At 34.5% G+C, this 21,710-nt stretch carries 21 protein-coding genes and 1 other RNA gene; 19 read left to right on the top strand and 3 right to left on the bottom strand.

Features of this window, described 5'->3' with window-relative positions:
- The first annotated feature begins 269 nt into the window (after positions 1–269).
- The gene (locus J3U73_RS01450; protein ID WP_220269445.1) at positions 270–998 is read left to right on the top strand and encodes a YebC/PmpR family DNA-binding transcriptional regulator; all 729 of its coding nucleotides are present in this window, start codon (positions 270–272) and stop codon (positions 996–998) included.
- A 453-nt stretch (positions 999–1,451) separates the two neighbouring features.
- On the opposite strand, the gene J3U73_RS01455 is transcribed toward J3U73_RS01450, so the two are convergent.
- Positions 1,452–1,793 (bottom strand): helix-turn-helix domain-containing protein, encoded by a 342-nt coding sequence (locus J3U73_RS01455; protein WP_267392808.1) that lies wholly within the window; start codon positions 1,791–1,793, stop codon positions 1,452–1,454.
- A 995-nt stretch (positions 1,794–2,788) separates the two neighbouring features.
- Between J3U73_RS01455 and comGA the strand changes: the two genes are divergently transcribed.
- The 15 genes from comGA to J3U73_RS01530 all read left to right on the top strand — a co-directional run bounded on the left by comGA (position 2,789) and on the right by J3U73_RS01530 (position 14,660).
- On the top strand, positions 2,789–3,763 hold the full coding sequence (gene comGA, locus J3U73_RS01460) for a competence type IV pilus ATPase ComGA (RefSeq protein WP_220269447.1): 975 nt from the start codon (positions 2,789–2,791) through the stop codon (positions 3,761–3,763).
- Positions 3,741–4,733 (top strand): type II secretion system F family protein, encoded by a 993-nt coding sequence (locus tag J3U73_RS01465; protein ID WP_267409693.1) that lies wholly within the window; start codon positions 3,741–3,743, stop codon positions 4,731–4,733. The genes comGA and J3U73_RS01465 overlap by 23 nt, the downstream gene beginning before the upstream one ends.
- An 11-nt stretch (positions 4,734–4,744) precedes the next feature.
- Positions 4,745–5,083 carry a competence type IV pilus major pilin ComGC gene (comGC, locus tag J3U73_RS01470; protein WP_267409374.1) on the top strand — a complete coding sequence of 113 codons (339 nt, stop codon included), beginning with the start codon at positions 4,745–4,747 and terminating at the stop codon, positions 5,081–5,083.
- Positions 5,061–5,498: a prepilin-type N-terminal cleavage/methylation domain-containing protein gene (locus J3U73_RS01475; protein WP_267409375.1), complete on the top strand. Its 438-nt coding sequence runs from the start codon at positions 5,061–5,063 to the stop codon at positions 5,496–5,498. Before comGC ends, J3U73_RS01475 begins: the two co-directional genes overlap by 23 nt.
- Positions 5,485–5,760, top strand: a complete 276-nt coding sequence (locus J3U73_RS01480; RefSeq protein WP_267409376.1) for a hypothetical protein — start codon at positions 5,485–5,487, stop codon at positions 5,758–5,760. Before J3U73_RS01475 ends, J3U73_RS01480 begins: the two co-directional genes overlap by 14 nt.
- Complete coding sequence (locus J3U73_RS01485; protein WP_267409377.1) at positions 5,720–6,241, top strand: ComGF family competence protein; 522 nt, start codon at positions 5,720–5,722, stop codon at positions 6,239–6,241. Before J3U73_RS01480 ends, J3U73_RS01485 begins: the two co-directional genes overlap by 41 nt.
- A 192-nt stretch (positions 6,242–6,433) precedes the next feature.
- Complete coding sequence (locus J3U73_RS01490; protein ID WP_220235314.1) at positions 6,434–7,435, top strand: class I SAM-dependent methyltransferase; 1,002 nt, start codon at positions 6,434–6,436, stop codon at positions 7,433–7,435.
- A 43-nt stretch (positions 7,436–7,478) separates the two neighbouring features.
- The gene (locus J3U73_RS01495) at positions 7,479–8,663 is read left to right on the top strand and encodes an acetate/propionate family kinase (RefSeq protein ID WP_220269451.1); all 1,185 of its coding nucleotides are present in this window, start codon (positions 7,479–7,481) and stop codon (positions 8,661–8,663) included.
- 88 nt (positions 8,664–8,751) lie between these two features.
- Entirely contained in the window at positions 8,752–9,222 is a 471-nt protein-coding gene (locus J3U73_RS01500) for an HIT family protein (RefSeq protein ID WP_220235316.1), read from the top strand.
- The gene (locus tag J3U73_RS01505; protein WP_267409378.1) at positions 9,215–10,021 is read left to right on the top strand and encodes a Cof-type HAD-IIB family hydrolase; all 807 of its coding nucleotides are present in this window, start codon (positions 9,215–9,217) and stop codon (positions 10,019–10,021) included. The genes J3U73_RS01500 and J3U73_RS01505 overlap by 8 nt, the downstream gene beginning before the upstream one ends.
- A 74-nt stretch (positions 10,022–10,095) precedes the next feature.
- Positions 10,096–10,461: a transfer-messenger RNA gene (gene ssrA / locus J3U73_RS01510) on the top strand.
- A 613-nt stretch (positions 10,462–11,074) separates the two neighbouring features.
- Entirely contained in the window at positions 11,075–12,043 is a 969-nt protein-coding gene (locus J3U73_RS01515; RefSeq protein ID WP_267409380.1) for a type I phosphomannose isomerase catalytic subunit, read from the top strand.
- 26 nt (positions 12,044–12,069) lie between these two features.
- Positions 12,070–12,465: an SdpI family protein gene (locus tag J3U73_RS01520; protein ID WP_220269514.1), complete on the top strand. Its 396-nt coding sequence runs from the start codon at positions 12,070–12,072 to the stop codon at positions 12,463–12,465.
- A complete protein-coding gene (locus J3U73_RS01525) occupies positions 12,462–13,199 on the top strand; it encodes a response regulator transcription factor (protein WP_309478035.1) in 738 nt (245 codons plus the stop codon). The genes J3U73_RS01520 and J3U73_RS01525 overlap by 4 nt, the downstream gene beginning before the upstream one ends.
- 9 nt (positions 13,200–13,208) lie before the next feature.
- A complete protein-coding gene (locus J3U73_RS01530) occupies positions 13,209–14,660 on the top strand; it encodes a sensor histidine kinase (RefSeq protein WP_267409381.1) in 1,452 nt (483 codons plus the stop codon).
- Positions 14,661–14,715: 55 nt separating this feature from the next.
- On the opposite strand, the gene J3U73_RS01535 is transcribed toward J3U73_RS01530, so the two are convergent.
- Both J3U73_RS01535 and J3U73_RS01540 read right to left on the bottom strand, forming a co-directional pair.
- Complete coding sequence (locus J3U73_RS01535; protein WP_258562435.1) at positions 14,716–15,579, bottom strand: SPFH domain-containing protein; 864 nt, start codon at positions 15,577–15,579, stop codon at positions 14,716–14,718.
- A 50-nt stretch (positions 15,580–15,629) separates the two neighbouring features.
- On the bottom strand, positions 15,630–17,825 hold the full coding sequence (locus J3U73_RS01540; RefSeq protein WP_267409382.1) for an LTA synthase family protein: 2,196 nt from the start codon (positions 17,823–17,825) through the stop codon (positions 15,630–15,632).
- 144 nt (positions 17,826–17,969) lie between these two features.
- Here J3U73_RS01540 and J3U73_RS01545 point away from each other — a divergent pair, with 144 nt between their 5' ends.
- From J3U73_RS01545 to J3U73_RS01555, 3 genes are all read left to right on the top strand, one after another.
- The gene (locus J3U73_RS01545) at positions 17,970–18,584 is read left to right on the top strand and encodes a VanZ family protein (protein ID WP_220269518.1); all 615 of its coding nucleotides are present in this window, start codon (positions 17,970–17,972) and stop codon (positions 18,582–18,584) included.
- 91 nt (positions 18,585–18,675) lie between these two features.
- Positions 18,676–20,022 (top strand): glucose-6-phosphate isomerase, encoded by a 1,347-nt coding sequence (locus tag J3U73_RS01550; RefSeq protein WP_267409384.1) that lies wholly within the window; start codon positions 18,676–18,678, stop codon positions 20,020–20,022.
- A gap of 248 nt (positions 20,023–20,270) precedes the next feature.
- Entirely contained in the window at positions 20,271–21,656 is a 1,386-nt protein-coding gene (locus J3U73_RS01555) for an MFS transporter (protein ID WP_220221023.1), read from the top strand.
- Positions 21,657–21,710 lie beyond the last annotated feature (54 nt).

Consider the following 21,710-nt stretch of genomic DNA (forward strand, 5'->3'; position numbering starts at 1 on the left):
CAGTACGGGCCACGAGATAAATTTCTGATTAGAATTTATTTCCTCCACAAAAGTTCTCTCCTTTAAATTAAACTAACGTTTCCATTTTACTAATTAAAAGTGAGAATGACTAGGGTAAATCACGAAATTATTGCAGGCTATCCTTGAAAAATGCGTAATTATATAAATTAAAGAAAAAATTTCCTTAACTTGTTGCTAGTATTGAATTTTCCGTGTCTGTGCGGTAAGATTATATCGTTAATAATTTACCAAAAGAAAGAAGGATTCTTATGTCAGGACATTCAAAATGGCACAATATTCAAGGCCGCAAGAATGCGCAAGACGCAAAGAGAGGTAAAATTTTCCAAAAATTATCTCGTGAAATATATATGGCTGCAAAGAATGGTGGTCCTGATCCCTCTGGGAATCCTAACTTGCGAATGGTGATGGACAAGGCTCGGGCCAACAACATGCCTAAGACAAATATTGATCGGGCTATTAAGAAGGCTGAAGGAAATTCAGACGAGCATTATGACGAGATTACCTATGAAGGTTATGCTCCTGGTGGTATTGCTGTTTTTGTTGAGGCTTTGACCGATAACAAGAACCGGACGGCTTCAGCTGTTCGAGTAGCTTTTACTCGTAATGGTGGTTCACTTGGTGCTACTGGATCAGTTGCCTATATGTTTGATCGCAAAGGTTACATTGTTATTGATCGGACAACAACAGATGCTGATGAAGATCAGATGTTGTTAGACGTAATGGACGCCGGTGGTGATGATTTGCAAACCAGTGACGATGCCTTTGAAATTTACACTGATCCAAAGCAATTCGCTCAAGTTCGTGATGCACTGGAAAAGGCTGGTTACAAGCTTGCTAATGCTGAACTTACAATGATTCCAGAGAACACGACGCCAGTTCCAGAAGAAAAGAAGGATCAATTTGCTAACTTAGTTGATGCACTTGAAGACGATGATGATGTTCAAAATGTTTACACTGCAGCAGCTGATGAAGATTAGTATTATGTTGATTTTAAAACAAAAAAATATTTAAATTAACCCTTTAGATTAGTTTGAAACTTTTCTAAAGGGTTTTTATTTTAGCTGATTTTTCAACGTGTAGTGCAAATTAATGCTGAATAACGAATATTTTTTACTAAAAATAGATATATTTTACGTGATTTTTAGAATATAACTTAAAATAAATACTAAATTAATGGTTTTACAGCCAAAAATCACGTACTGTTAATTTTCATCATAAAGTTATTGATTTGATCCATAGGATAAGTTAATTATTTATAGTACGGAACCGGATGTTGCTGCATTAGCAATTTAAATTTAACTGGTTTTGGTAACAAATTATTTGAGAAAAGCTAGTTGAGCAATTTTTGTCTTTTGCTTGACATGATAAATTTCTTATATGAAGTATAAAGCTAGGACAGATTACTATAAAAAGCATTATTAGCAAATTAGTCACTCAGATGAATTTGTCCTAATTCGTTTTTGATTTTCGTGAATGTCTTCTTCCATGAGAAATTCTAACATCTTTATGTACTTATCAGGAATAGGACGACCTTGATAAAATAAGGGTATGGAAGTGTCAGCAAGATCTATACCAACACTATTGTTTTGTCCAAGTAAAAAATCTGTCGAAACGTGAAGAACTTTTGCTACTTTGGTTAAAGATTTAAGGGAAGGTCTGATCACTTTCCAACGATAAATACTGTTTTCACCTATGTGAGCTTTTTTTGCTACTTCCTTGACTGACATTCCGTGACTTTTTGCAGTTTTATATATTCTCGTATAGACATTCATGGTAATTTTCCTCTAAAAAGTATCACAAACGATTATTTTTTGGCTTGAACACTATCAAACATGGTATTATAATATAGCCATCTTTAAAATAAATTATGCAAAGACTTTTTAAATTGTTATAGTGTGTAGTAATTTTACTACAGGTAGCCGTTATTTGAACTTGACTACTTTTTTGCTATACATAAATAGTATCACTTGTGATAGTAAAATAAACAGTAAATTTACTAAATTAAGTATAAAACGGCTATAAAAGTTAACACCTAATATGCTAATAATACAAATTTTAAAAGTGGTATTTTTTATTTTTAATTATTATATAAATTAATATTTATAAATCAATTGTTCAACTTTAAATACCTTAAAGTTTAAAGAATAGTAAGCATATTTTTAGGAACTGAGTTTTATAGGTATGGTCTTCTTTAAAGTTCTCAATAAAATAAATTAGCAATGCTTCTAGTCTAAGAAATGTAATTGTTGTGTACTTATGGTCTAATTAAAAGTAGCATTACTTTTTCAATAAGTGGCCAAACTTTGAACTATGTACTAATTGTTCTTTATTTCCGCTTAACGATTTGCGAATGGAAAGGAGTGTGATGCCTTTGGGGTTAAGTGCAATAAATACTAATTGGATCGAGGCGAAAGAACTAATAAATTCGTTTAAGTTTGCTAAAAGAACGACTTTTCGACAAAGACAGTAGATCTCTTATGAGAACAGATGGGTGAGAAGAAAACATACAAAAAATTATTCTTTTCTAGAGATTTTATTAATTACATAATATTCTATACAAATCTATACAAATACAAACATTATCTTTTAGAGTGAGAGACTGTTTTCCACCCCTTCTAAGCGAGCTTGATTGGGGCGATTGGTATTTAAGCGCAAAAAGGGCAGCATGCAAATGCTGCTCTTTTTGTTTGCTAAAAATTTTTCTTTTTAAAAAATAAAATCGTTTTTTGGCGTAACTAATACTGGTGACAAAAATAAGGGGGTATTTATGCGAGTTAAAGAAACGGTTAATTCACTGATTGAACAAGCGATTCAAAAACATGCAAGTGATATTTTCTTTTTAATTCAGAATCAAGAACTGATTATCAGCTTGCGCACAATAGCTGGTATTAAACGGCAAAGATCATTTTCTGTAAATGAAGGAAGGGAAGTAATTAATTTTTTGAAGTTTGCGGCACAAATGGACATTGCTGAACATCGCCGGCCGCAAGTTGGAGCGCTTGAATATCAATTTAACCACGAAAAATATTATTTACGTTTATCAAGTATCGGTGACTATAACGATAATGAATCACTTGTTATCAGGATAATTTATCGAATTGGTGCAAGTAAGTTTTTTTACAGTAAACAGCTGCAGCGTTTAGAAAAATTGACGCAAAAAAGAGGGCTTATTCTAACAAGCGGTCCCACTGGTTCGGGAAAAACAACTACGATGTACAAATTGGCTAAGCGCATGAGCAAGAGCCAAATGGTGATGACAATTGAAGATCCAGTGGAAATCCAGGAAAAGTCATTTTTACAAACACAGGTTAATTTTGAGGCTGGCATCACATACACTAAACTTCTTGAAGCTGCAATGCGCCATCGCCCAGATATTTTAATTATTGGTGAAATACGAAACAGCGCGACTGCACGGCTGGCAGTTGATGCTGCTTTAAGTGGCCATTTGGTTTTCGCCACTGTGCATGCAAAAAGTACACTGCAGACACTATCAAGGTTAGAAAGCCTTCATGTTAATGCTAATGAGTTAAGTAATTGTCTTACCGCAATTTGTTATCAACGGTTATTACCGACTGTAAATGGTTCGTCCTGTTTAATGGATATTGCAGCAGAAGACGATCTAACAAATGCACTTAGTCAGAGTATCCGTTCAGATTTTATTAACTGGCCCAGTAACTTAACTAAATTATGTGAGGGAGGACAGATCAGTGCCCAGGTATATGAACGGTTTAAAAAAGGATAAACTGACTAATCAAGAGCGGCTTAATTTTTTAGATTATTTACAAAATAGTTTGGCAAATGGTTTTTCGCTCAGTGTTAGCTTGGAATTAATGCCAATTTTATGGCCCAAGCGAAAAGATTTGCTCGTTCAATTAAATAAAAATATTCAATCTGGTACCAGTTTGAACAGTTTAATGCTGACATTAGGTTTTTCAAAAACAACTGCAACACAAGTTGCATTGGCGCTGAGGCAAGGCAATTTAGTTGAATGTTTATCGCAACTGGCAACTCTAAACCGGTTAAAAAATGACCAAATTAAAAAACTAAAAGCAGAAATGTCTTATCCATTTGTTTTAGCGCTAATGATGATCTTTTTATTGTTTTTTATGCAAACCTTTGTTTCAAATCAATTTGCTGTTACTAATGAGCATACAGGCGATATCATGTTACTCATTTTATTATTTTTGAGTCTGTTATTTTTATATTATTTGGTTAAGATAATGAACCTACTAAGATTGCAGGACTACCATTCTTTAAATAAATTAGCTCATTTTCCTGTTATCGGAAACTTGATTAGTTTATATGTTAAATATTTGTTGATATACGATATCGGAATGCTGCTTGCGAGTGGTTTTTCATTACAGAAAATGTGTGAATATGCCGCAATTCAAGAAAAAGGTTCATTACAACAATTTATCGGTGAAAAAATTAGAAAACAATTATTGGCTGGAAAGAATTTAGCGGAGATTATCAAGCATGAGTATTTTTTGCCGAATGAATTACTGTTTTTAGTTAAAGCGGGTTCCAAAAAAGAAGATCTCAGTAAAAGATGTTTGCTATTAGGTCGGACACTATTTACTGATTTGACCAATAGAATTACTAAGCTGATTGTTAATGTCCAGCCGGTTTGTTTTATTTTAATAGGATTATGCATTATTGGGGTGTATCTTAAGTTGCTACTACCAATGTATGCAATGATGCAAAGCATCTAGAAGAAGGAAAAATGAACAAGAATTTAATTACGAAAAATATTAAAAAGAAAAAAGCAAAAGGATTTACCTTAATTGAAATGGTTATCGTTGTAGCAATTATTGTTATGCTCCTAGTGATAATTGCACCGAACTTAGCTAAGCAAAAACAAAGTGCCAATGAAAAAACAAATGATGCTTTTAAAACCACATTACAGACACAGGCCAACTTATATGAGGATGATAAAGATCGTGACGGTAAGGAGATTAACTTTAAAAATATGTTTAATGATGGCTATTTAACTAAAAAGCAGCTTGAAAAGGCTAAAGGTTATACGGTTGTAGACGGTGTTGTTCAAAAAGCCACAGAATAAAGCAAAAAAATCAGGCTTTACCCTTATTGAGATGATGATTACTTCAACCATTTCAATTAGTTTGGTGATGCTTGGAACAATTTACCTTAAAAAATATAATGAAAAGTTAATTTTGGATAATACTGCTAGAGAAGTTAAAAGCTCAATTGAGCAGGCTGCAAGAATATCAACTATTGAGCATGAGCCAACCATAATCAGTTTTTATCCAGAATCGAAATACTTATCTATTAAAAGAAGTCATGATTACCGCAAGATTAAAATCAACTCTCAAATCGAGATATATAATCTAGCCAACTTTAAAATATCCGCCAAAGGTTCAATGGCACCGCATACGGTCGTCATTACTAATCATCATGAAACAAGACGAATTCGATTACAAATGATGTGGGGACGTGCAATAAATGGTAAAGACTAAGCTAACAGGATTTTTAATAGCAGAAAGCATGGTAGCATTGCTGATAACTATTTCTGGGGTTGTGATTATGGCGCTAATCGTCGGTCAAAGTCGTGCCTTGGAGCAAAAAATGGAAGAAAAAACTGATCGTGTATACGCCTGGCATGTCATGAAAAAATGCGATCTAGCTCAAATTACAGTTCATAATCACGTTTATCAATTAGTAGGTAATAAAAAAGTTTATGACACAGAAGATAAAAAAACTTATCAGATCACGAAATAATGGTTTTTTAATAGCAGAAGCCATCTATTCAGTTATGGTGACACTTTTAATTGTAGTAACTCTGCAAGGGTTAATAAAAACAATTACTGTGTCTAATCACTTGCAGCATCATACCGATGATATTGTCTTCAGTTATGTTCAATTTAATCAGTTTTTAGCAGATGAAGATGTTAAGACGGTCTTCGCATTTCCAGAGGCGTCGAATTCACGGCAAGCCGCTGTTGAAAAAGTTACTAAAGACGGCGAATCAAATATTTATCTTTTGACGCATTACAAAAATATGATTCGCGTCACTACCCCCGAGGGCGGGCACATGCCACTTCTTTTAAATATTAAAAGAGCCTTTTTTGTCACTAAAAATCGGCAAATTAAAATAACGATAACTGAAGAAGATGGTCGTAAGTCAGAAATTTATTTTAAGCTTGATCCTATTCCGAAAAAGAAGGAAAAAAATGCTAATAAAAAGATTCACCAAGTTTAAAGCAAGTGCATTACTTAGTAGTGTGTTAGTTTTAAGTACTTGTTTAATTTTTGTCCAATTTTACCAGTTGATTTTTCGTGATTGCATGCAAAATAATTTATTACTAATCCAATACCTACTAAATAATTGATTTGCTTGCTTGAATTGCCTTCTTTCTATTAAAATGTTTAATGAAATAGAAGGGGACACGAGATGAACAATATAGAAGAACTGTTTAATAAATTTTTAGATTGTATTAATTGCTTGCAAGAGGCATTGAATGTCTCTTTTGGTGAAGCTCTAACAGAAACATTTGATAATTTGGAAAACAACCAGATCAAGGTTGAATTAGGAGCACCTGATAAGGAAACTGTGGCTAAATTAAGTAAAAAATACGCTGATCTGCATTATGATGAGTTGACTCAACAAGTTAAAGTTCAGCTGTTTACGTATTTAACACTTAAGGCGATTAATGAAGATGGACTAGATCCTAATCAAATGCCAACACCACCAATTATCGCAACAATTATTGCAATGTTTATGCAAAAACTTTTGCCAGATAAAAAACAGGTAATTGTGGATCCGGCTATTGGATCAGGTAATTTATTATTTTCAATAATTAACCAACTAAAAAGAGCTAATCATTCACGGAGCAATTTTCAATTATTTGGAATTGATAATGATGAAGAAATGCTCAATTTTGCGGATATCAGTGCACATTTGAATAAGATTGATATTGAGTTATTCTGTCAGGATGCTCTTACACCTTGGCTTTTTGCCAAGCCAGATATTGTTGTAAGCGATATTCCAATTGGCTACTATCCAGACGATGACAATGCTGCAAATTTTGCTACTAAAGCTGAAAAAGGCCATTCATTTGCTCACTTCTTATTTATTGAACAAATTATTAAAAGTTTGCGGCCAGATGGCTATGCTTTTTTGGTTGTACCGCAAGCAATACTTTCTGGTAAAGGTGGAAGTGACTTTATGCCTTGGTTGTCGGAGAAAGTATATCTCCGGGCAATAATTGAGCTACCCGATAATCTCTTTCAAAATAAGTTTAACCAAAAGTCAGTGTTAGTATTTCAAAACCACGGCGAGCAAGCAAAAAATTGTGAAGTATTTCTCACAAAGTTGGACTCTTTTAAAAACGAAGAAGACCTAATCAAGCTTAATGTTAAACTAAATGAGTGGTATACTAAAAATATTCATTAATTTGTGAAAAAGTCTAAATTATGTGTATGGAGGAATATCATTTATGAAAAAAGTTTTAGCAATTAACTCAGGCAGCTCTTCTTTTAAATATAAATTGTTTGCAATCCCAGAAGAAAAAGTGTTAGCAGAAGGAATTGCCGATCGAGTTGGAATTGATGGCTCTTCTTTTGAAATTAAATTGGCAAACGGCGAAAAGCATACGGAAGAAATTGCTATTCCAGATCAAGAAACTGCTGTTAATCTGCTATTAAAGGCTTTAAAAGACTACCATGTAGTTGACGATTTAAGCGAAATTGTCGGCGTAGGTCATCGAATAGTTGCAGGGGGAGAAGATTTTACTGATTCTGCCATCATTGATCAAGCAAAATTGCAAAAGATTTATGATTTAAAAGAATATGCACCGTTACATAATCCGGCTGAAGGTAAGGGAATTGAAGCTTTCATGAAATTACTACCTGATGTACCGGAAGTTGGTGTCTTCGATACTTCTTTCCATCAAACTTTAGACCCAGAGCATTACATTTATTCAATTCCTTACGAATACTATGAAAAATATGGTATTCGTAAGTATGGTGCTCATGGTACTTCAGTTCGTTATATTGTTGGTCGTGCCGGTCAAATGCTAAAAAAAGATGTCGAAGACTTAAAATTAATTGTTTGCCATCTTGGCTCTGGTGCGTCGGTAACGGCTGTAAAAAATGGTAAATCATATGATACTTCAATGGGCTTTACTCCGTTAGCTGGAATCACCATGGGTACTCGCTCAGGCGATGTTGATCCATCTGTTTTACAATACATTATGAATAAAGATCATCTTGATATTAATGAAATGATTGATATCTTAAATGATAAATCAGGCTTATTAGGAATTTCAGGAATTTCTTCTGATATGCGCGATCTTGAAAACAATTCTGCACAAAGAGCAGCACTTGCGCGTAAAATTTTTGTTAACCGGGTAAGACAATATGTTGGATCATATATCGTTGAACTTAAAGGTGTTGACGCAATTATTTTCACTGCCGGAGTTGGCGAGCATGATGCTGGTATTCGGGAAGAAGTAATGAAATCATTTGAATTTATGGGCTTAGAACCTGATTATGAGGCTAATAAGTCTAATGGCGAAAAATTTATTTCAAAACCAGACTCGAAAATTAAAGCACTTGTTATTCCAACTGATGAGGAATTGATGATTGAACGTGATGTCGTTCGTTTGGCACATTTAAATTAAACTTCGGAAAAACCGTTAAGAAAAAATCTTAGCGGTTTTTTTGTATAATTTTTGTTATGATAAATAAATAGGTTAAAGGGGAGAGAATATGAGGGATTGGCGTGATGACAGAATTGGTTCTGCAATAAATGGTACTAATCCAATGGTAATGGCGGAACTAACTGGAAGTTTTGTAGCTTTTGGAGATACACAGTTTTTACCAGGTTATTGCGTTATATTACCTAAAAGAAAAGTACCTTCTTTGAATGATTTAGAAATTAATGAAAGAACATCATTTTTGTGTGATATGAGTTTGGTAGGGGATATCCTATTAAAAGTATGCTCATGTCAAAGGGTTAACTATGATATTTTAGGAAATACTGATAATTTTTTGCATGCACATGTATTCCCACGATACTTAACAGAAAATTCTAAAAGGTTGGCAAAGCCTGTTTGGTTGTATGATTCGAGTTTTTGGACTGATTCAAAATATCAGTATGATGCAAATAAACATGGAAAAATAAGACAGGCTATAACTGAAGAACTAAAGAAAATAACGCAAGGAGAAATAATTGATTAAATTAGTAGCAATTGATGTTGATGATACTTTATTAAATAGTAACGGAAAGTTATTAGAATCAACAATCACCACTATTAAAAAAGCAGTAAGCCAACAAGTAAAAGTGGTTTTGTGCTCAGGACGGCCTTTGGCGGGAGTTAAGCACTTTTTACATGAATTAGATATTGTAACTGATGACCAATATGTGATTACTTTTAATGGTGCTGTGATTGAGTCGGTTACAGGTAAATTAATAAAAAAAGCAGGGCTAGATTTTGCCACTTATCAGAAAATTGATCAATATTCATATGATCACAATGTTTCATACAATATTGTGGATGCTGATAGCAATATTATTACCAGTAACTTGGATGTCAATTGGATTACGGTGGTTCAGGCATGGGAAAATAGTGCTGGGGTCTTGGTAAGAAAGCCAGCAGAATTGACTAAAGATCACCAGATTATTAAAGCTGTTTTTGGTAATGAAAAAGAAAAATTAGACCAGATTGAGGATGATGTCATTAAAGAATTTGGTCAAAATAACTATGTAGTTCGAGCACATCCTTATTTTTTAGAAGTTATGCATCAAAATGTTAATAAGGGCGCAGCTTTAGAGTTCTTGGCCGAAAAACTAGGAATTAAGACTAGCGAGATTTTGGCTATTGGTGACGAGCAAAACGATATTCCGATGTTTAATGTTGCCGGAAGCGCAGTAGTAATGAGTAATGGATCCGATGCTGCCAAAAAACACGCCGATTATGTTACATCAACCAATGATGATGATGGTATTAAGCAGGCGTTTGACAAATTTGTTTTTTAAAAAAGTAAAATTGCTGATAACAGCTGCCAGTAGTAATGCAATCACCTTTATGCTATAATAATGTCGTCTTAAACGGGGATGTTTTGGGATTCGACAGGCGTAGATTCGCATTGACTGCGGTTCGTAGGTCACGTCTACGTAAAAACGTCACAGTTTTATAACTGCAAATAAAGAAAATTCTTACGCATTAGCTGCTTAATTTAAGCGCATGTGTTGCTTGTTACCGAATTACTCACGTTTGGTTTCAAGTATCAACTTAGTGAGTTACGTTTAACTACCTCATCTGAATAGTTAAAAAGAGTCATTACAGGTTAGCTAGTCCATTCTAGCCCTGTTATATGGCGTTTTGGGCTAGTGAAGTTCAAATAATATAACTATAATCGTAGATGTCAGTGACGGGATGCGTTTGGACAGGGGTTCAATTCCCCTCATCTCCATTTAAAAATATCTGAGAGCAATGGTTTATTTTGAACCATTGCTTTTAAGTTATATCAACAAATTATTTATTATCTTGACACGCTGATGCGGAATAACTTTATCTTTGTAATGTATTTTTAATTTTGTCAAGAACTCATTTCCATGTAATAATTGGGTTATAGACAGAAGCTGAATAATAATTAATAGCATTTTTATATCTTGTTTTTAGGCTGAGGTTTGAAAGCCATCTAAGAATAACTGCAGTAATTTTATTGATTGCGGAAATAGTCTTAATGTTGCTTGCGCTATATTCATCTTTTCTAAGCAAAAAAATATGAATATGTACACAATAAAAGTTAATAATTTTATCGCTTGGAAACAAAATTTCACAAAATGTTATCGTATTTTTATTTAAGATTTTAGAAAATATTATTGTAAAAAATCTATCAGTCCATATTCTGATAGGCTTTTTGTCTATTATCATTTAAAATATAGAAGATGGATCTGTCAAACGATAATTAAAAAATGAATATTTAATTACCTTTCAGATCTGGTTTTAGACCAAGTTTTCATATTTGAAAAAATGGTTTTAATTTTAGAGAGTAAAAGTTTAAACTTATATATGAGGTGAAATAGATGGAACCAATTTTTTTAACACCATACTTTAGACCTAAAATTTGGGGTGGCCGTAAGTTAAAGACTATCTTTAATTATGATATTCCTGAGGGACAAATTGGTGAAGCGTGGGTAATATCAGGCTATAAGGATGATGCTTCAACCGTTAAGACAGGTGATTTAAAAAACAAGAGCTTACGGACAGTTTACCATGAGCATCCTGAACTTTTTGGTAATCCTAAAAGTAAGGAATTTCCATTATTAGTAAAATTTTTGGATGCCAATGACAATCTTTCCGTACAGGTTCATCCTGACGATGAGTATGCTCGTAAAGTTGAAAATGATAGTGGCAAAACTGAAAGCTGGTATGTCTTACAAGCCGATCCAGGTTCATACTTAATCTATGGTCATAACGCAAAATCACGCGCTGAATTATCCGATATGATTAGTAAAGGTAAATGGGATAAACTCCTTCGCAAAGTTCCCGTCAAGAAAGGCGATTTCTTTTATGTTCCTGCTGGAACAATTCATGCTTTAACAAAAGGTATTGTAGTTATTGAGACGCAACAATCAAGTGATGTAACTTACCGCTTATATGATTATGATCGGATAGATCAAAAAACGGGTCAAAAACGAGCATTACACACGCAAAAGTCAATTGACGTTACAACGGTGCCGCATGTTGATCCTAAACTTGATGTTCAGGTTAAAAAGGAGCAAGATGCTGTCATTAAAACCTTAGTTTGTCCGCCTGTTTCACCTCATTTTCATCTCTGGCAAATCAGTTTGGATGGTAAATGGAAGACTGGGTTGAATAATAAACCTTACCTTTTGGTAACAGTCATTGAAGGCTCAGGTAAACTTGAAGTTAATTCGAAGATTTATGATTTAGATATAGGTACCAATTTAATAATTCCTAATCAGATGAAGAATTTTATATTCACTGGCAAGATGAAAATGGTTATTTCTGCACCAGGAAATGATAACTAATTTTTTTCGTTAAAAGGGGAGACAGTATGATTTATATAGCTTTTGGGTCGATTATTCTAGTTGTAGGTATTTTATGGCTAGTTAACCCACCCAAGAAACCTTGCCCATTTTATGGTTATTATTCATACTTAGCTCAGGTTAATAAAGCTAGTTTTAAATTTGCTCAAAAAAGGGCAAGCTTTTACTTTATTATTTTTGGCGGAATTCAGATAATATTAGGAATTGGGATTCATTCTTTTGAGTGGGATCGCTATTTTTTGCTTTGGCTACTTACATTTTATTTTTTTCTTCTGTTTCCAATTATGGTGACAGAAAAAAATTTGAAGCAATTTTTGCTTAAACGTCATGAATTACCGCGTGATTACACGGATCCTGACAATATAAAAAGGGTAAAAACTAAAGGATTTAGGGACCGAAAATGAAACCAGAAAAGAATTTGAAAATTTTAATGGTTGAGGATGATAAATCAGTTGCTGAAATGATGGACATGTTTATTAAAAAAGAAGGATGGACCATGGATGTAGCTGTTGATGGTGAGCAAGCTGTCAAAATGTTTGCTAAAAATCCTGACCAGTATGATTTGATCACTTTAGATTTAAATTTACCTAAAAAAGATGGTATTCAAGTTGCAAAAGAAGTTTGTGCCATCTCACCAACAATTCCAATTATTATGTTAACCGCTAGGAATAGTGAGGCTGAGCAAATCTTAGGATTGGAAGTTGGAGCAGACGAATATGTTTCAAAACCGTTTAGTCCACTTGCCTTAATTGCTCGTATTAAGGCATTGCAACGCAGGATTATGATTGAAGATAATCAAAGCAAAGTCAACTCTGAAAAAAGAGATGAGACTTTTGATGTCGAAACTAAACATATGAAAATTTCTAAAAAAAGACGAGAAGTACTATTTGATAATAAGGAAGTTGACTATATTACTCCGAAAGAGTTTAATTTATTGTATACAATGGCTCAAAAACCTAAACAGGTGTTTTCGCGCGGACAGTTGCTTGAATCCGTTTGGGGTTACGATTACTTTGGCGAAGAAAGAACAGTTGACGCCCACATAAAGAAACTAAGGCAAAAACTAGAAAAGGTTGGTGCTAAAGTTATTCAGACTGTTTGGGGTGTCGGCTATAAATTTGATGATTCGCAGGTATAAATTTACAATATGAAGTTAATTTATCAGCACATGCTCAGTTTTTTGCTGATTATTCTGACCACAGTGGGGATTATTGGGTATTCTGAAATTTTGTATGTTACTAATCAATCTTATTCTCAAAATTACCAACGAATGGAAGATTACGCATCGGCTCTGGGGTCACTTGCAACTACTGATAAGAAAAACGGTACTTATTTGCTTAACTCCGAATTTTTACATCAATTAGAATTTATTTTACATGGGGATGATCTTCACATTCGTGTTTTTGATTCTAAAAGTAAGCAAATATATCCCAAGACATCTGAGGATTTACATTTAGCTTCTGATGTTTTAGCAATTTTGAAGCAGGGACAAGAAATTCGAATTAAAAATAACAACGACTCTCATACTTATCTCGGCCATACGAAAGATTCATGCACTGGCGTGCTGGTTCCTTGGATTAGTGAACATCGATTCATTGGTGCTGTTTGGATTGGTGCCCGTGTCAAAAATGTGGAAAAACCAATTACTATGGCCAAGCAAAATTTAGTCAATGCCTTGATAGTTGCATTAATAGTTGGACTGGGGCTAAGTTTTGCTTTATCTTATTACACTACGAATAAAATTAAACACTTAACCCATGCAACACAAAGAGTTACCGCAGGCAATTTTGAAGTTCAATTAAATTATACGGGGCATGATGAAATTGATCAGCTTGCTGCTAATTTTAATCAAATGGTAAGAACATTGAAACAATCCGATAATGAGATTAAAAAGCAGGAAAAAAGACGTGATCAATTTCTAGCTGATGCGGCTCATGAAATGCGTACGCCTTTGACAACAATTAATGGTATTTTAGAGGGATTGCAGTACAATGCAATCCCTGAAGAATCAAAACCGAAATCAATTGAACTAATGCAGCGTGAGACTAAGCGTTTAATCAGACTAGTAAATGAAAATCTTGATTTTGAAAAAATTAGAAACAATCAGATTCTTTTGACTAAGACAGAATTTAATGCTGCGAAAATTTTAAATGATGTATCTATTCAACTTTCGCATAATGCTGAAAAAGTACATGATAAAATTACGGTTATTGCTTCAACTAACTTACCAATCTATGCTGATCAGGATCGCTTTACCCAAATAATCGTTAATCTCGTTCAAAACGCTATTCAGTTCACTAAAAAGGGTGAAATTACGATTTATGGTAAGAGAATAGATCATGGAACTGAAATTAGCGTTAGTGATAGCGGGATTGGGATGAGTGATGAACAGATGAAGTATATTTTTGAAAGATTTTTCAAAGCAGATCTTTCACGAGTACGTGATGGTTCTGGAGAATCGGGCCTTGGATTGTCTATTGTATCTTCACTCATCAAACAGCATGGCGGTAAAATTACGGTTAGATCTCAACCAAAGCATGGCGCGATTTTTACGATTATACTTTTTGATAAGGGATATGAACAATACACTACTGAGTAACGAAAAAAGACGCTTTTAGTTAAAGTGTCTTTTTTGTTTACTAATTTATGTTCGCTTATTCGTTTTTAGTAGATTCATTCCAAACTTTAGCTGTTGCTGGAATTGAACTTAAATTAGTCATATCATCTTTGTCAACTACAATCATATTGTTAGGACCAGCGGCTAATTTATTAAAGCTATCCAAACTTTGATTTTTAAAGTACCCATCACTAGCCTCAGCTAAGCTGCTTTGCAACTTACTAATTCTGTATGCCTCAGCATCTGCTTCTGTTTTAACGGCTTCGGCTTTTGCTTTTGCCGTTGCAATTAAAGCATCATTTTTAGCTTTAGTAGTCAATTCAATATTTTTAGCTTCACCTTCAGCTTTTTCAATAGCTGCAATTTTTTCACGATCGGCGGTCAATTGCTTATCCATTGCTTTCTGAATTTCAGCGCTTGGTAACAATTCATCGATATTGACCCGCACAACCCGAATACCATAAACATCAGTTAAATCACCAATGGCGTCAGCTAGTTGGGTATTAATTTTACTCGTTGATCCGAGAGCTTCATTTAAGTCCATGCGGCCAATGATGTCACGTAAATGCCCTCTAATTAATTCAACCATCGATTTAACTGAATCAGTATTATTGTAAAAATATTTATAAGAATCAGTTACCAAATAATTTAAAGTCAAGCTAGTGGTAATCTCAGCATTGTCTTTGGTAATGATAGAATACTTTGAAATTTCTGCTGGAAACATAGCTAAAGAAACGCGCCGCATTTTCTGAATAATTGGAATGATAATAACTAGACCGGCTTTAACGGTTCTAGAATATTTGCCCAGAGTCTCAATTAGTCCTTCGTTATTTTGTGGTACAACGCGTAAAGATGATAAAACGAGTAGAATAACCAAAATGGCAATTATTGCTTTAAACATAATTAAGGTAACCTCCATTAAAAATGAAATTTTTCTGATATCCTTATTTTTTAATTATAAGACTTTCTACCTTTTTTACTAGCTTTATTTTTCTTTTCAACTAAGTGATTGCCCGAAACCGAATCCGGAATATTCGTGATTTCCTCATGCCGGCCAGACAATTCAGCAGCATCGGTTTTGTACAAATTAGTGGTGGATTTGTGATGTTTAGTTATTAGGGCTGTTGAATGCCCTTTTAGTTTTTCTCTTATTTCTTCCATTTGCTGAAAATTAGTTAAATAATCGAATTGTCCCGGATCAACAGGTTTGAAGCCAGCTGGGGTGTAAAAGCGTAGAAGGTTATGGTTGTTTAACAGATCTGAATATTTAAGCGACATTTTACCCTTTTTAGCTAAAGCAGCAATTTCAATTTTTTCTTGTCTAGTAAAATTGATAATTTGCTTGCCAGATTGACGGTCGTAAACAACACCTTTTTGCCCCTTGCCACCAATGATGACGTATTTTTGACTAACGATAGTACCATTGCGGAAGACAATCCAAGGCTTATATTTTGGTGATAATAAGTCATTTCCGAATTGAACATAATGGCGATTAGAAATACCTAATAAATGAAGTAATGTTGGTAATACATCAATTTCACCGGCTACTTCGTGTTTAATTTCTCCCTTTATTATTTTAGGTGAATAAATCATGAAGGGAACTCGCTGCATTTGGACATTGTTATAACTGTTCCAAGTATCTGAACTTTCTCCAACAATCGGAGCCAAGGTTTCATTTTCCGAATTGCTTAAACCATAATGATCACCATATATGACAACCATCGTATTTTTACTTAAGCCAGAACGATTTAAGTAGTTAAAAAATTCGCGGACGGCTTGATCAAGATAATGGGCGGTTTCAAAGTAATTATTAATTGATTTATCATTCGTGTCAGCAGTTTTAAAAGATGGATCTAAATCTTCTTCGTCCATATCAAAGGGAGTGTGATTAGTTACGGTAATAAACTTGGTATAAAATGGCTGCTGCATTCTTTCCAAGTACTTAACACTTTCCGCAAACATAATTTTGTCTTTAATACCATAACCGATTCGATCACTGCGGTCATAACTGAAGTAATTTTGGTCAAAAAAGTAGTTATAGCCCATATTTTTGTAAACATCGTCACGATTCCAAAATGAGCCCACATTACCATGAAATACGGCAGAGGTGTAATTGCCATGTTCACGTAAGATTTGTGGTGCAGCTTGAAAGGTATTAGAACTACCAAGGGCAGTAAATAATGAGCCATCAGAAATACCAAAGGTACTGGTTTCAAGCATATTTTCCGCATCACTGGTCCGGCCAATGCCAACTTGATGGTAGAAATTAGCGAAACTAAGTGAATGCCGGCTATGATAGATTGAGTTGAGAAATGGTGTAACTTCCTTGCCGTTAACTTTTAAATCAATTAAAAATTGTTGGAAGCTTTCTAAATGGATTATAATCACATTCTTACCCTTAGCTACACCATAATATTGGGGGTTAACCGGTAATTTGCCTTTTTTGGTGTAAGCCAAAATTTTATTTAAATCGGCAGTGTTCGCGTTGCGGTTAACTTGCTCAGTTTGCTCATTTTTTATGCCATCATAGATCGTAAACGTATTAATACCAAGATATTTGACAATATATGACCGATCAAAAGTTGTACCTAATAAGCGTGGCCGAGAAGATTCTGCCATGAACACGTTTAGTGACAAAACTACTGCGCCAAAAGAAGTGATTGCAAACGGTGTTAGTAGGCCATAAGATTTTGGGTCAATTCTAATTTTGCGCGCAATTAATAAGCCGATAATTACTATTAGATCAAGCCAAAGAAATAGATCGGAAAACTGTAAGAGGGCAACTGTACTTTTACCAAGCCCTGGTGCAACTTTACCGGCATTAACGATTGTTTTTACCGTAATAAAATCGGAAAATTGCCGATAATTAAGAATATTGGCAAAAAGCAAGCCGGTATCGGCAAAATCCATCAGTAGCATCACACAGTATGAAACTATTGGTTTAGGAAAATAAAATCCGATGCCGATTAACAAGATTGTCGTGCCAATCGGGCTCAACCACATAATAATATGTTGGTAAGGATCGGAAATGCCCAGGTTAAAATCGTGATATGCTGCGAAAATGTATTTCAGTGTGAATAACACCACTAAAAGGCAGAAAAAGCCTGTTCGTGTCTGAATGAACTTAATCAGATTCTTTTTTTTCAAAGTGAACTCTCCTTATTTAATTATTTTAAGATTTTCAGCAGTTTTAGACAATCTTTTCTGCATTGTTAGTCCTTTTTTAAGAATTAACTGGTCAAGATTGAGTATAATTTAAATGAATACTATTATGTATGGGACTGAACAAAAATGATATTTTTAGGACCGCTATATAACCTAATTGCTCAAATGTATGCAACACAAATTAACCATTTTGCCTTGATCAAGTTAATTGTGCTAGCGTTTGATAAAACTATTTTTTACTTTTTAGTTTTTATGGTGCTGCGTTTGTTGTGGCTAATGGCGATAAGACGACGTCGAACAATCAAATCCGAAGCCTCTGTGTGGCTGTTTGCATTTTATCTAATCTTAGTGTTAATGCTAACAACCTTTCGGGGAACATATTTTCCGTGGCAGCTTTCTTTTAACTTTCACCGGCCGTTAAGTGACATTAACTTGGTATTTATGAAAGAAACTTGGAAAATGTTTTATGCGCAAAGCCGCTTAGACTTTGTTTATAATTCTTTTGGTAATATTATTTGTTTTTTGCCTTTTGGCTTTTTGGCACCATTTGTTTTTTCAAAAAGGCAAACATTTATTAGAGTATTACTAAGTGGAATGATGTTTTCGATTTTTATAGAGGCAATGCAATTTTTATTAGCAACTGGCGTGAGTGATATTGACGATGTTTTTTTTAATAGTTGTGGTACAGCCTTGGGATACCTGCTTTACTGGCTAGTACAAAGAGTTCGGCAAAAGTTATAAAACTATTCAAAAAGCTCTGGTATTTATAAAATAAGATTGCTAAAATGGTTTTGTGAAATAGATATTTAATTCAAAAAGGGGAGCGTATTGTATGAATTTAATTAAATTCGATAGCACTAAATTAACACCGTTTGTTCATGAAAATGAGTTAGGCGAAATGCAGGCCATGGTTGACGCTGCGGCTAAGGAATTAAAAGACGGAACCGGTGCGGGCAGCGATTTCCTCGGCTGGTTAGATTTACCAGTTAATTATGATAAAGATGAATTCGACCGGATTAAAAAAGCTGCTAAGAAGATTCAAGACGATTCTGAGGTATTAATCTGTATAGGAATTGGAGGATCTTACCTTGGCGCACAAGCAGCAGTTGAATTCTTAAATGGTGCATTTTACGGCAAGGGCAAAGAAAAGTATCCTACAATTGTCTTTTGTGGTAACTCACTTTCTGGCTCATATCTTCATGATTTGATTGAATGGCTTGGTGACAAGGACTTTAGCGTCAATGTTATTTCTAAGTCAGGTACAACGACTGAACCAGCTGTTGCTTTCCGCATTTTCAAAGATAAGTTAATTCAAAAATATGGCAAAGAAGAAGCACAAAAACGCATTTTCGCTACAACTGACCGAGCAAAAGGTGCTTTGAAGACTGAAGCAGATGCTGAAGGATACGAAGAATTTGTTGTTCCTGATGATATCGGGGGTCGTTTTAGTGTCCTTTCAGCCGTAGGTTTATTGCCAATTGCTGTTTCTGGTGCTGACATTGATCAATTGATGAAGGGTGCAGCCGATGCTCGTAGTGATTATCAAGATACTGATGTTACTAAGGCTACGCCATATCAATACGCTGCTTTGCGCAATATTTTATACCGTAAAGGTTACACGACAGAAATTGTTGAAAACTATGAACCAACATTAAGAATGTTTAGTGAATGGTGCAAACAATTGATGGGTGAATCTGAAGGTAAGGACAACAAGGGAATTTGGCCAGCAAGTGCTAACTTCACTACTGATCTGCACTCACTTGGACAATATATCCAAGAAGGACTTCGTAACTTATTTGAAACTGTTATTAGAGTCGAGAATCCTGCAAATGATGTTGAAATTCCAACAGATGACCGTAATTTAGATCAATTGAACTTCTTAGCAGGTAAGAGTCTCAATTTTGTTAATGACCGCGCATATGAAGGTGTAGTTTTAGCTCACACTGATGGTGGTGTCCCAGTGATGACTGTTAACATTCCAGATCAAACTGAGCATACTTTAGGCTACTTGATTTACTTCTTTGAATTAGCAATTTCAATCTCCGGCTATTTGAATGGTATTAATCCATTTAACCAACCTGGTGTTGAAGAGTACAAGCGCAACATGTTTGGTCTTTTAAACAAACCTGGTTATGAAGACTTACACGATGATCTTTCAGCTCGCTTTGAAAAAGAATAAGACTATTTATTTAAAAGCTAATTGCGTTTTTTGCGAAAAAGCAATAAAATAGTTTAAGTGTATTTACTAACATTATCTTTAATAGCATTGTTTTATCAATCATATTGAGAAATTAGGTAAATTGGAAAAACAAAATTAGTATAGTTCATCCTGTACATGTTAAATTATTGATATTTAGTCAATTATGGAAAGGGTAAAAGTTAATCGCTTTTTACTCTTTTTTTATTATTAAAGATAAGGAGTTTATTATGAAAGAGAAAACAGAAACGCCCAAACACGTTTTGGCAATCATTAGCTGTGCTTTAATGGCTTTTGTCTCAATTTTGACGGAAACTAGTTTAAATGTTACCTTTCCGACATTAATGAAACAATTTCATATCGGCTTAGGGCTAGTGCAGTGGACAACTACAGGCTATTTGCTAATGATTGCGGTGATTATGGTTTCGAGTTCTTATTTGAATGACCGTTTTTCAGCTAGGCAGTTATTTTTAACTGCTGCCATAGCTTTTATTGGCGGCTCGCTTGTTGCCGGGTTTGCCCAAAATTTCTGGGTTTTACTAGCTGGTCGATTGATTTCATCAGTCGGGGCAGGTTTATCTATTCCATTAATGTTTAATCTGGTTGTTGAATTGATGCCACAAGAAAAGTGGGGCTTTTATATGGGCTTAACGGGTTTGGTCGTCATTTTGGCACCATCACTCGGCCCAACTTTTGGTGGAACAGTTGTATATTACTTTGGCTGGCCATTAATTTTTCATATTGTTTCCGGTATCGCTTTGTTGGTGTTATTACTTGGATTTTTTACGGTTGAACAGTATCATGAAAAAAAGCACCCAAGTTTTGACTGGTTAAGTTACGGTGTTATTGCGGCAGCAATGGTCATCTTTAATATTGGCTTTAACCGCATTAGCAATGGCTTAACTGATCTTGGGTTTTGGCTTAGTATGATTGTGGTCGCAATTCTGGTGTTCATTTTTATTAAACTATCTAAGACAAGCGATAAAAAGCTCATTAACTTAGCTATTTTCAAGAATAAACCATTCATCTTTGCGATGATCTCATACTTGTTATTACAGTTTATTAATATTGGTACAAGTTTTGTTTTACCTAACTATGTTCAGATCGTTAATCATGCTAGTTCTCTGGTCGGCGGCCTAGTCTTATTGCCTGGCTGTATTTTAAGTGGTATCTTGAATCCCTGGTTTGGCCATATTTATGATGAAAAGGGCCCAAAGATTCCATTTTTGACGGGAACATTGTTCTGCTTCAGTGCCAGTTTATTATTTACAATTTTTGGTTTAAAAATTTCTACGCTTTTAGTTGGTGTTTTTTACGGTATTATGATTATTGGTCGGCAAATGGCCTTTAACAATACAATGGCGGAGGCTTCGAAACTGCAACCAGATGAACTGCATACTGATGCAACCGCGGTATTTCAAACAGGGCAACAATATGCTGGTTCAATGGGCACGACAGTGATGGCAACAATTATTTCAGCTTGGCAAAAAAGGCCGGGTAATTATGCCGTGTTAACTGCTCAAGGTAGTCAGGTAGCTTTTTTGGTCATGACTGTCATTAGTGTAATTATTTTTCTTAGCTATTTAAATTTATTTAGATTAGAAGCACAAAAGTAGAATAAATTCCTATTTTTTAATTATTAAAGTCTTACCATAAGGTAAGGCTTTTTT

Origin of the sequence: Lactobacillus sp. B4005 (assembly GCF_026536045.1) — a bacterium.
Taxonomy (GTDB): Bacteria; Bacillota; Bacilli; order Lactobacillales; family Lactobacillaceae; genus Lactobacillus; species Lactobacillus panisapium.

What these genes read in the sequence shown, in the direction of transcription:
- J3U73_RS01545 (WP_220269518.1), top strand. Translation starts at nt 17,970, where the DNA reads ATGATATTTTTAGGACCGCTATATAACCTAATTGCTCAAATGTATGCA.
- J3U73_RS01520 (WP_220269514.1), top strand. Translation starts at nt 12,070, where the DNA reads ATGATTTATATAGCTTTTGGGTCGATTATTCTAGTTGTAGGTATTTTA.
- J3U73_RS01515 (WP_267409380.1), top strand. Translation starts at nt 11,075, where the DNA reads ATGGAACCAATTTTTTTAACACCATACTTTAGACCTAAAATTTGGGGT.
- J3U73_RS01480 (WP_267409376.1), top strand. Translation starts at nt 5,485, where the DNA reads ATGGTAAAGACTAAGCTAACAGGATTTTTAATAGCAGAAAGCATGGTA.
- J3U73_RS01525 (WP_309478035.1), top strand. Translation starts at nt 12,462, where the DNA reads ATGAAACCAGAAAAGAATTTGAAAATTTTAATGGTTGAGGATGATAAA.
- J3U73_RS01550 (WP_267409384.1), top strand. Translation starts at nt 18,676, where the DNA reads ATGAATTTAATTAAATTCGATAGCACTAAATTAACACCGTTTGTTCAT.
- J3U73_RS01500 (WP_220235316.1), top strand. Translation starts at nt 8,752, where the DNA reads ATGAGGGATTGGCGTGATGACAGAATTGGTTCTGCAATAAATGGTACT.
- J3U73_RS01535 (WP_258562435.1), bottom strand. Translation starts at nt 15,579, where the DNA reads ATGTTTAAAGCAATAATTGCCATTTTGGTTATTCTACTCGTTTTATCA.
- J3U73_RS01455 (WP_267392808.1), bottom strand. Translation starts at nt 1,793, where the DNA reads ATGAATGTCTATACGAGAATATATAAAACTGCAAAAAGTCACGGAATG.
- J3U73_RS01465 (WP_267409693.1), top strand. Translation starts at nt 3,741, where the DNA reads ATGAACGGTTTAAAAAAGGATAAACTGACTAATCAAGAGCGGCTTAAT.
- J3U73_RS01555 (WP_220221023.1), top strand. Translation starts at nt 20,271, where the DNA reads ATGAAAGAGAAAACAGAAACGCCCAAACACGTTTTGGCAATCATTAGC.
- J3U73_RS01495 (WP_220269451.1), top strand. Translation starts at nt 7,479, where the DNA reads ATGAAAAAAGTTTTAGCAATTAACTCAGGCAGCTCTTCTTTTAAATAT.
- J3U73_RS01490 (WP_220235314.1), top strand. Translation starts at nt 6,434, where the DNA reads ATGAACAATATAGAAGAACTGTTTAATAAATTTTTAGATTGTATTAAT.
- J3U73_RS01450 (WP_220269445.1), top strand. Translation starts at nt 270, where the DNA reads ATGTCAGGACATTCAAAATGGCACAATATTCAAGGCCGCAAGAATGCG.
- J3U73_RS01530 (WP_267409381.1), top strand. Translation starts at nt 13,209, where the DNA reads ATGAAGTTAATTTATCAGCACATGCTCAGTTTTTTGCTGATTATTCTG.
- J3U73_RS01485 (WP_267409377.1), top strand. Translation starts at nt 5,720, where the DNA reads ATGACACAGAAGATAAAAAAACTTATCAGATCACGAAATAATGGTTTT.
- comGC (WP_267409374.1), top strand. Translation starts at nt 4,745, where the DNA reads ATGAACAAGAATTTAATTACGAAAAATATTAAAAAGAAAAAAGCAAAA.
- comGA (WP_220269447.1), top strand. Translation starts at nt 2,789, where the DNA reads ATGCGAGTTAAAGAAACGGTTAATTCACTGATTGAACAAGCGATTCAA.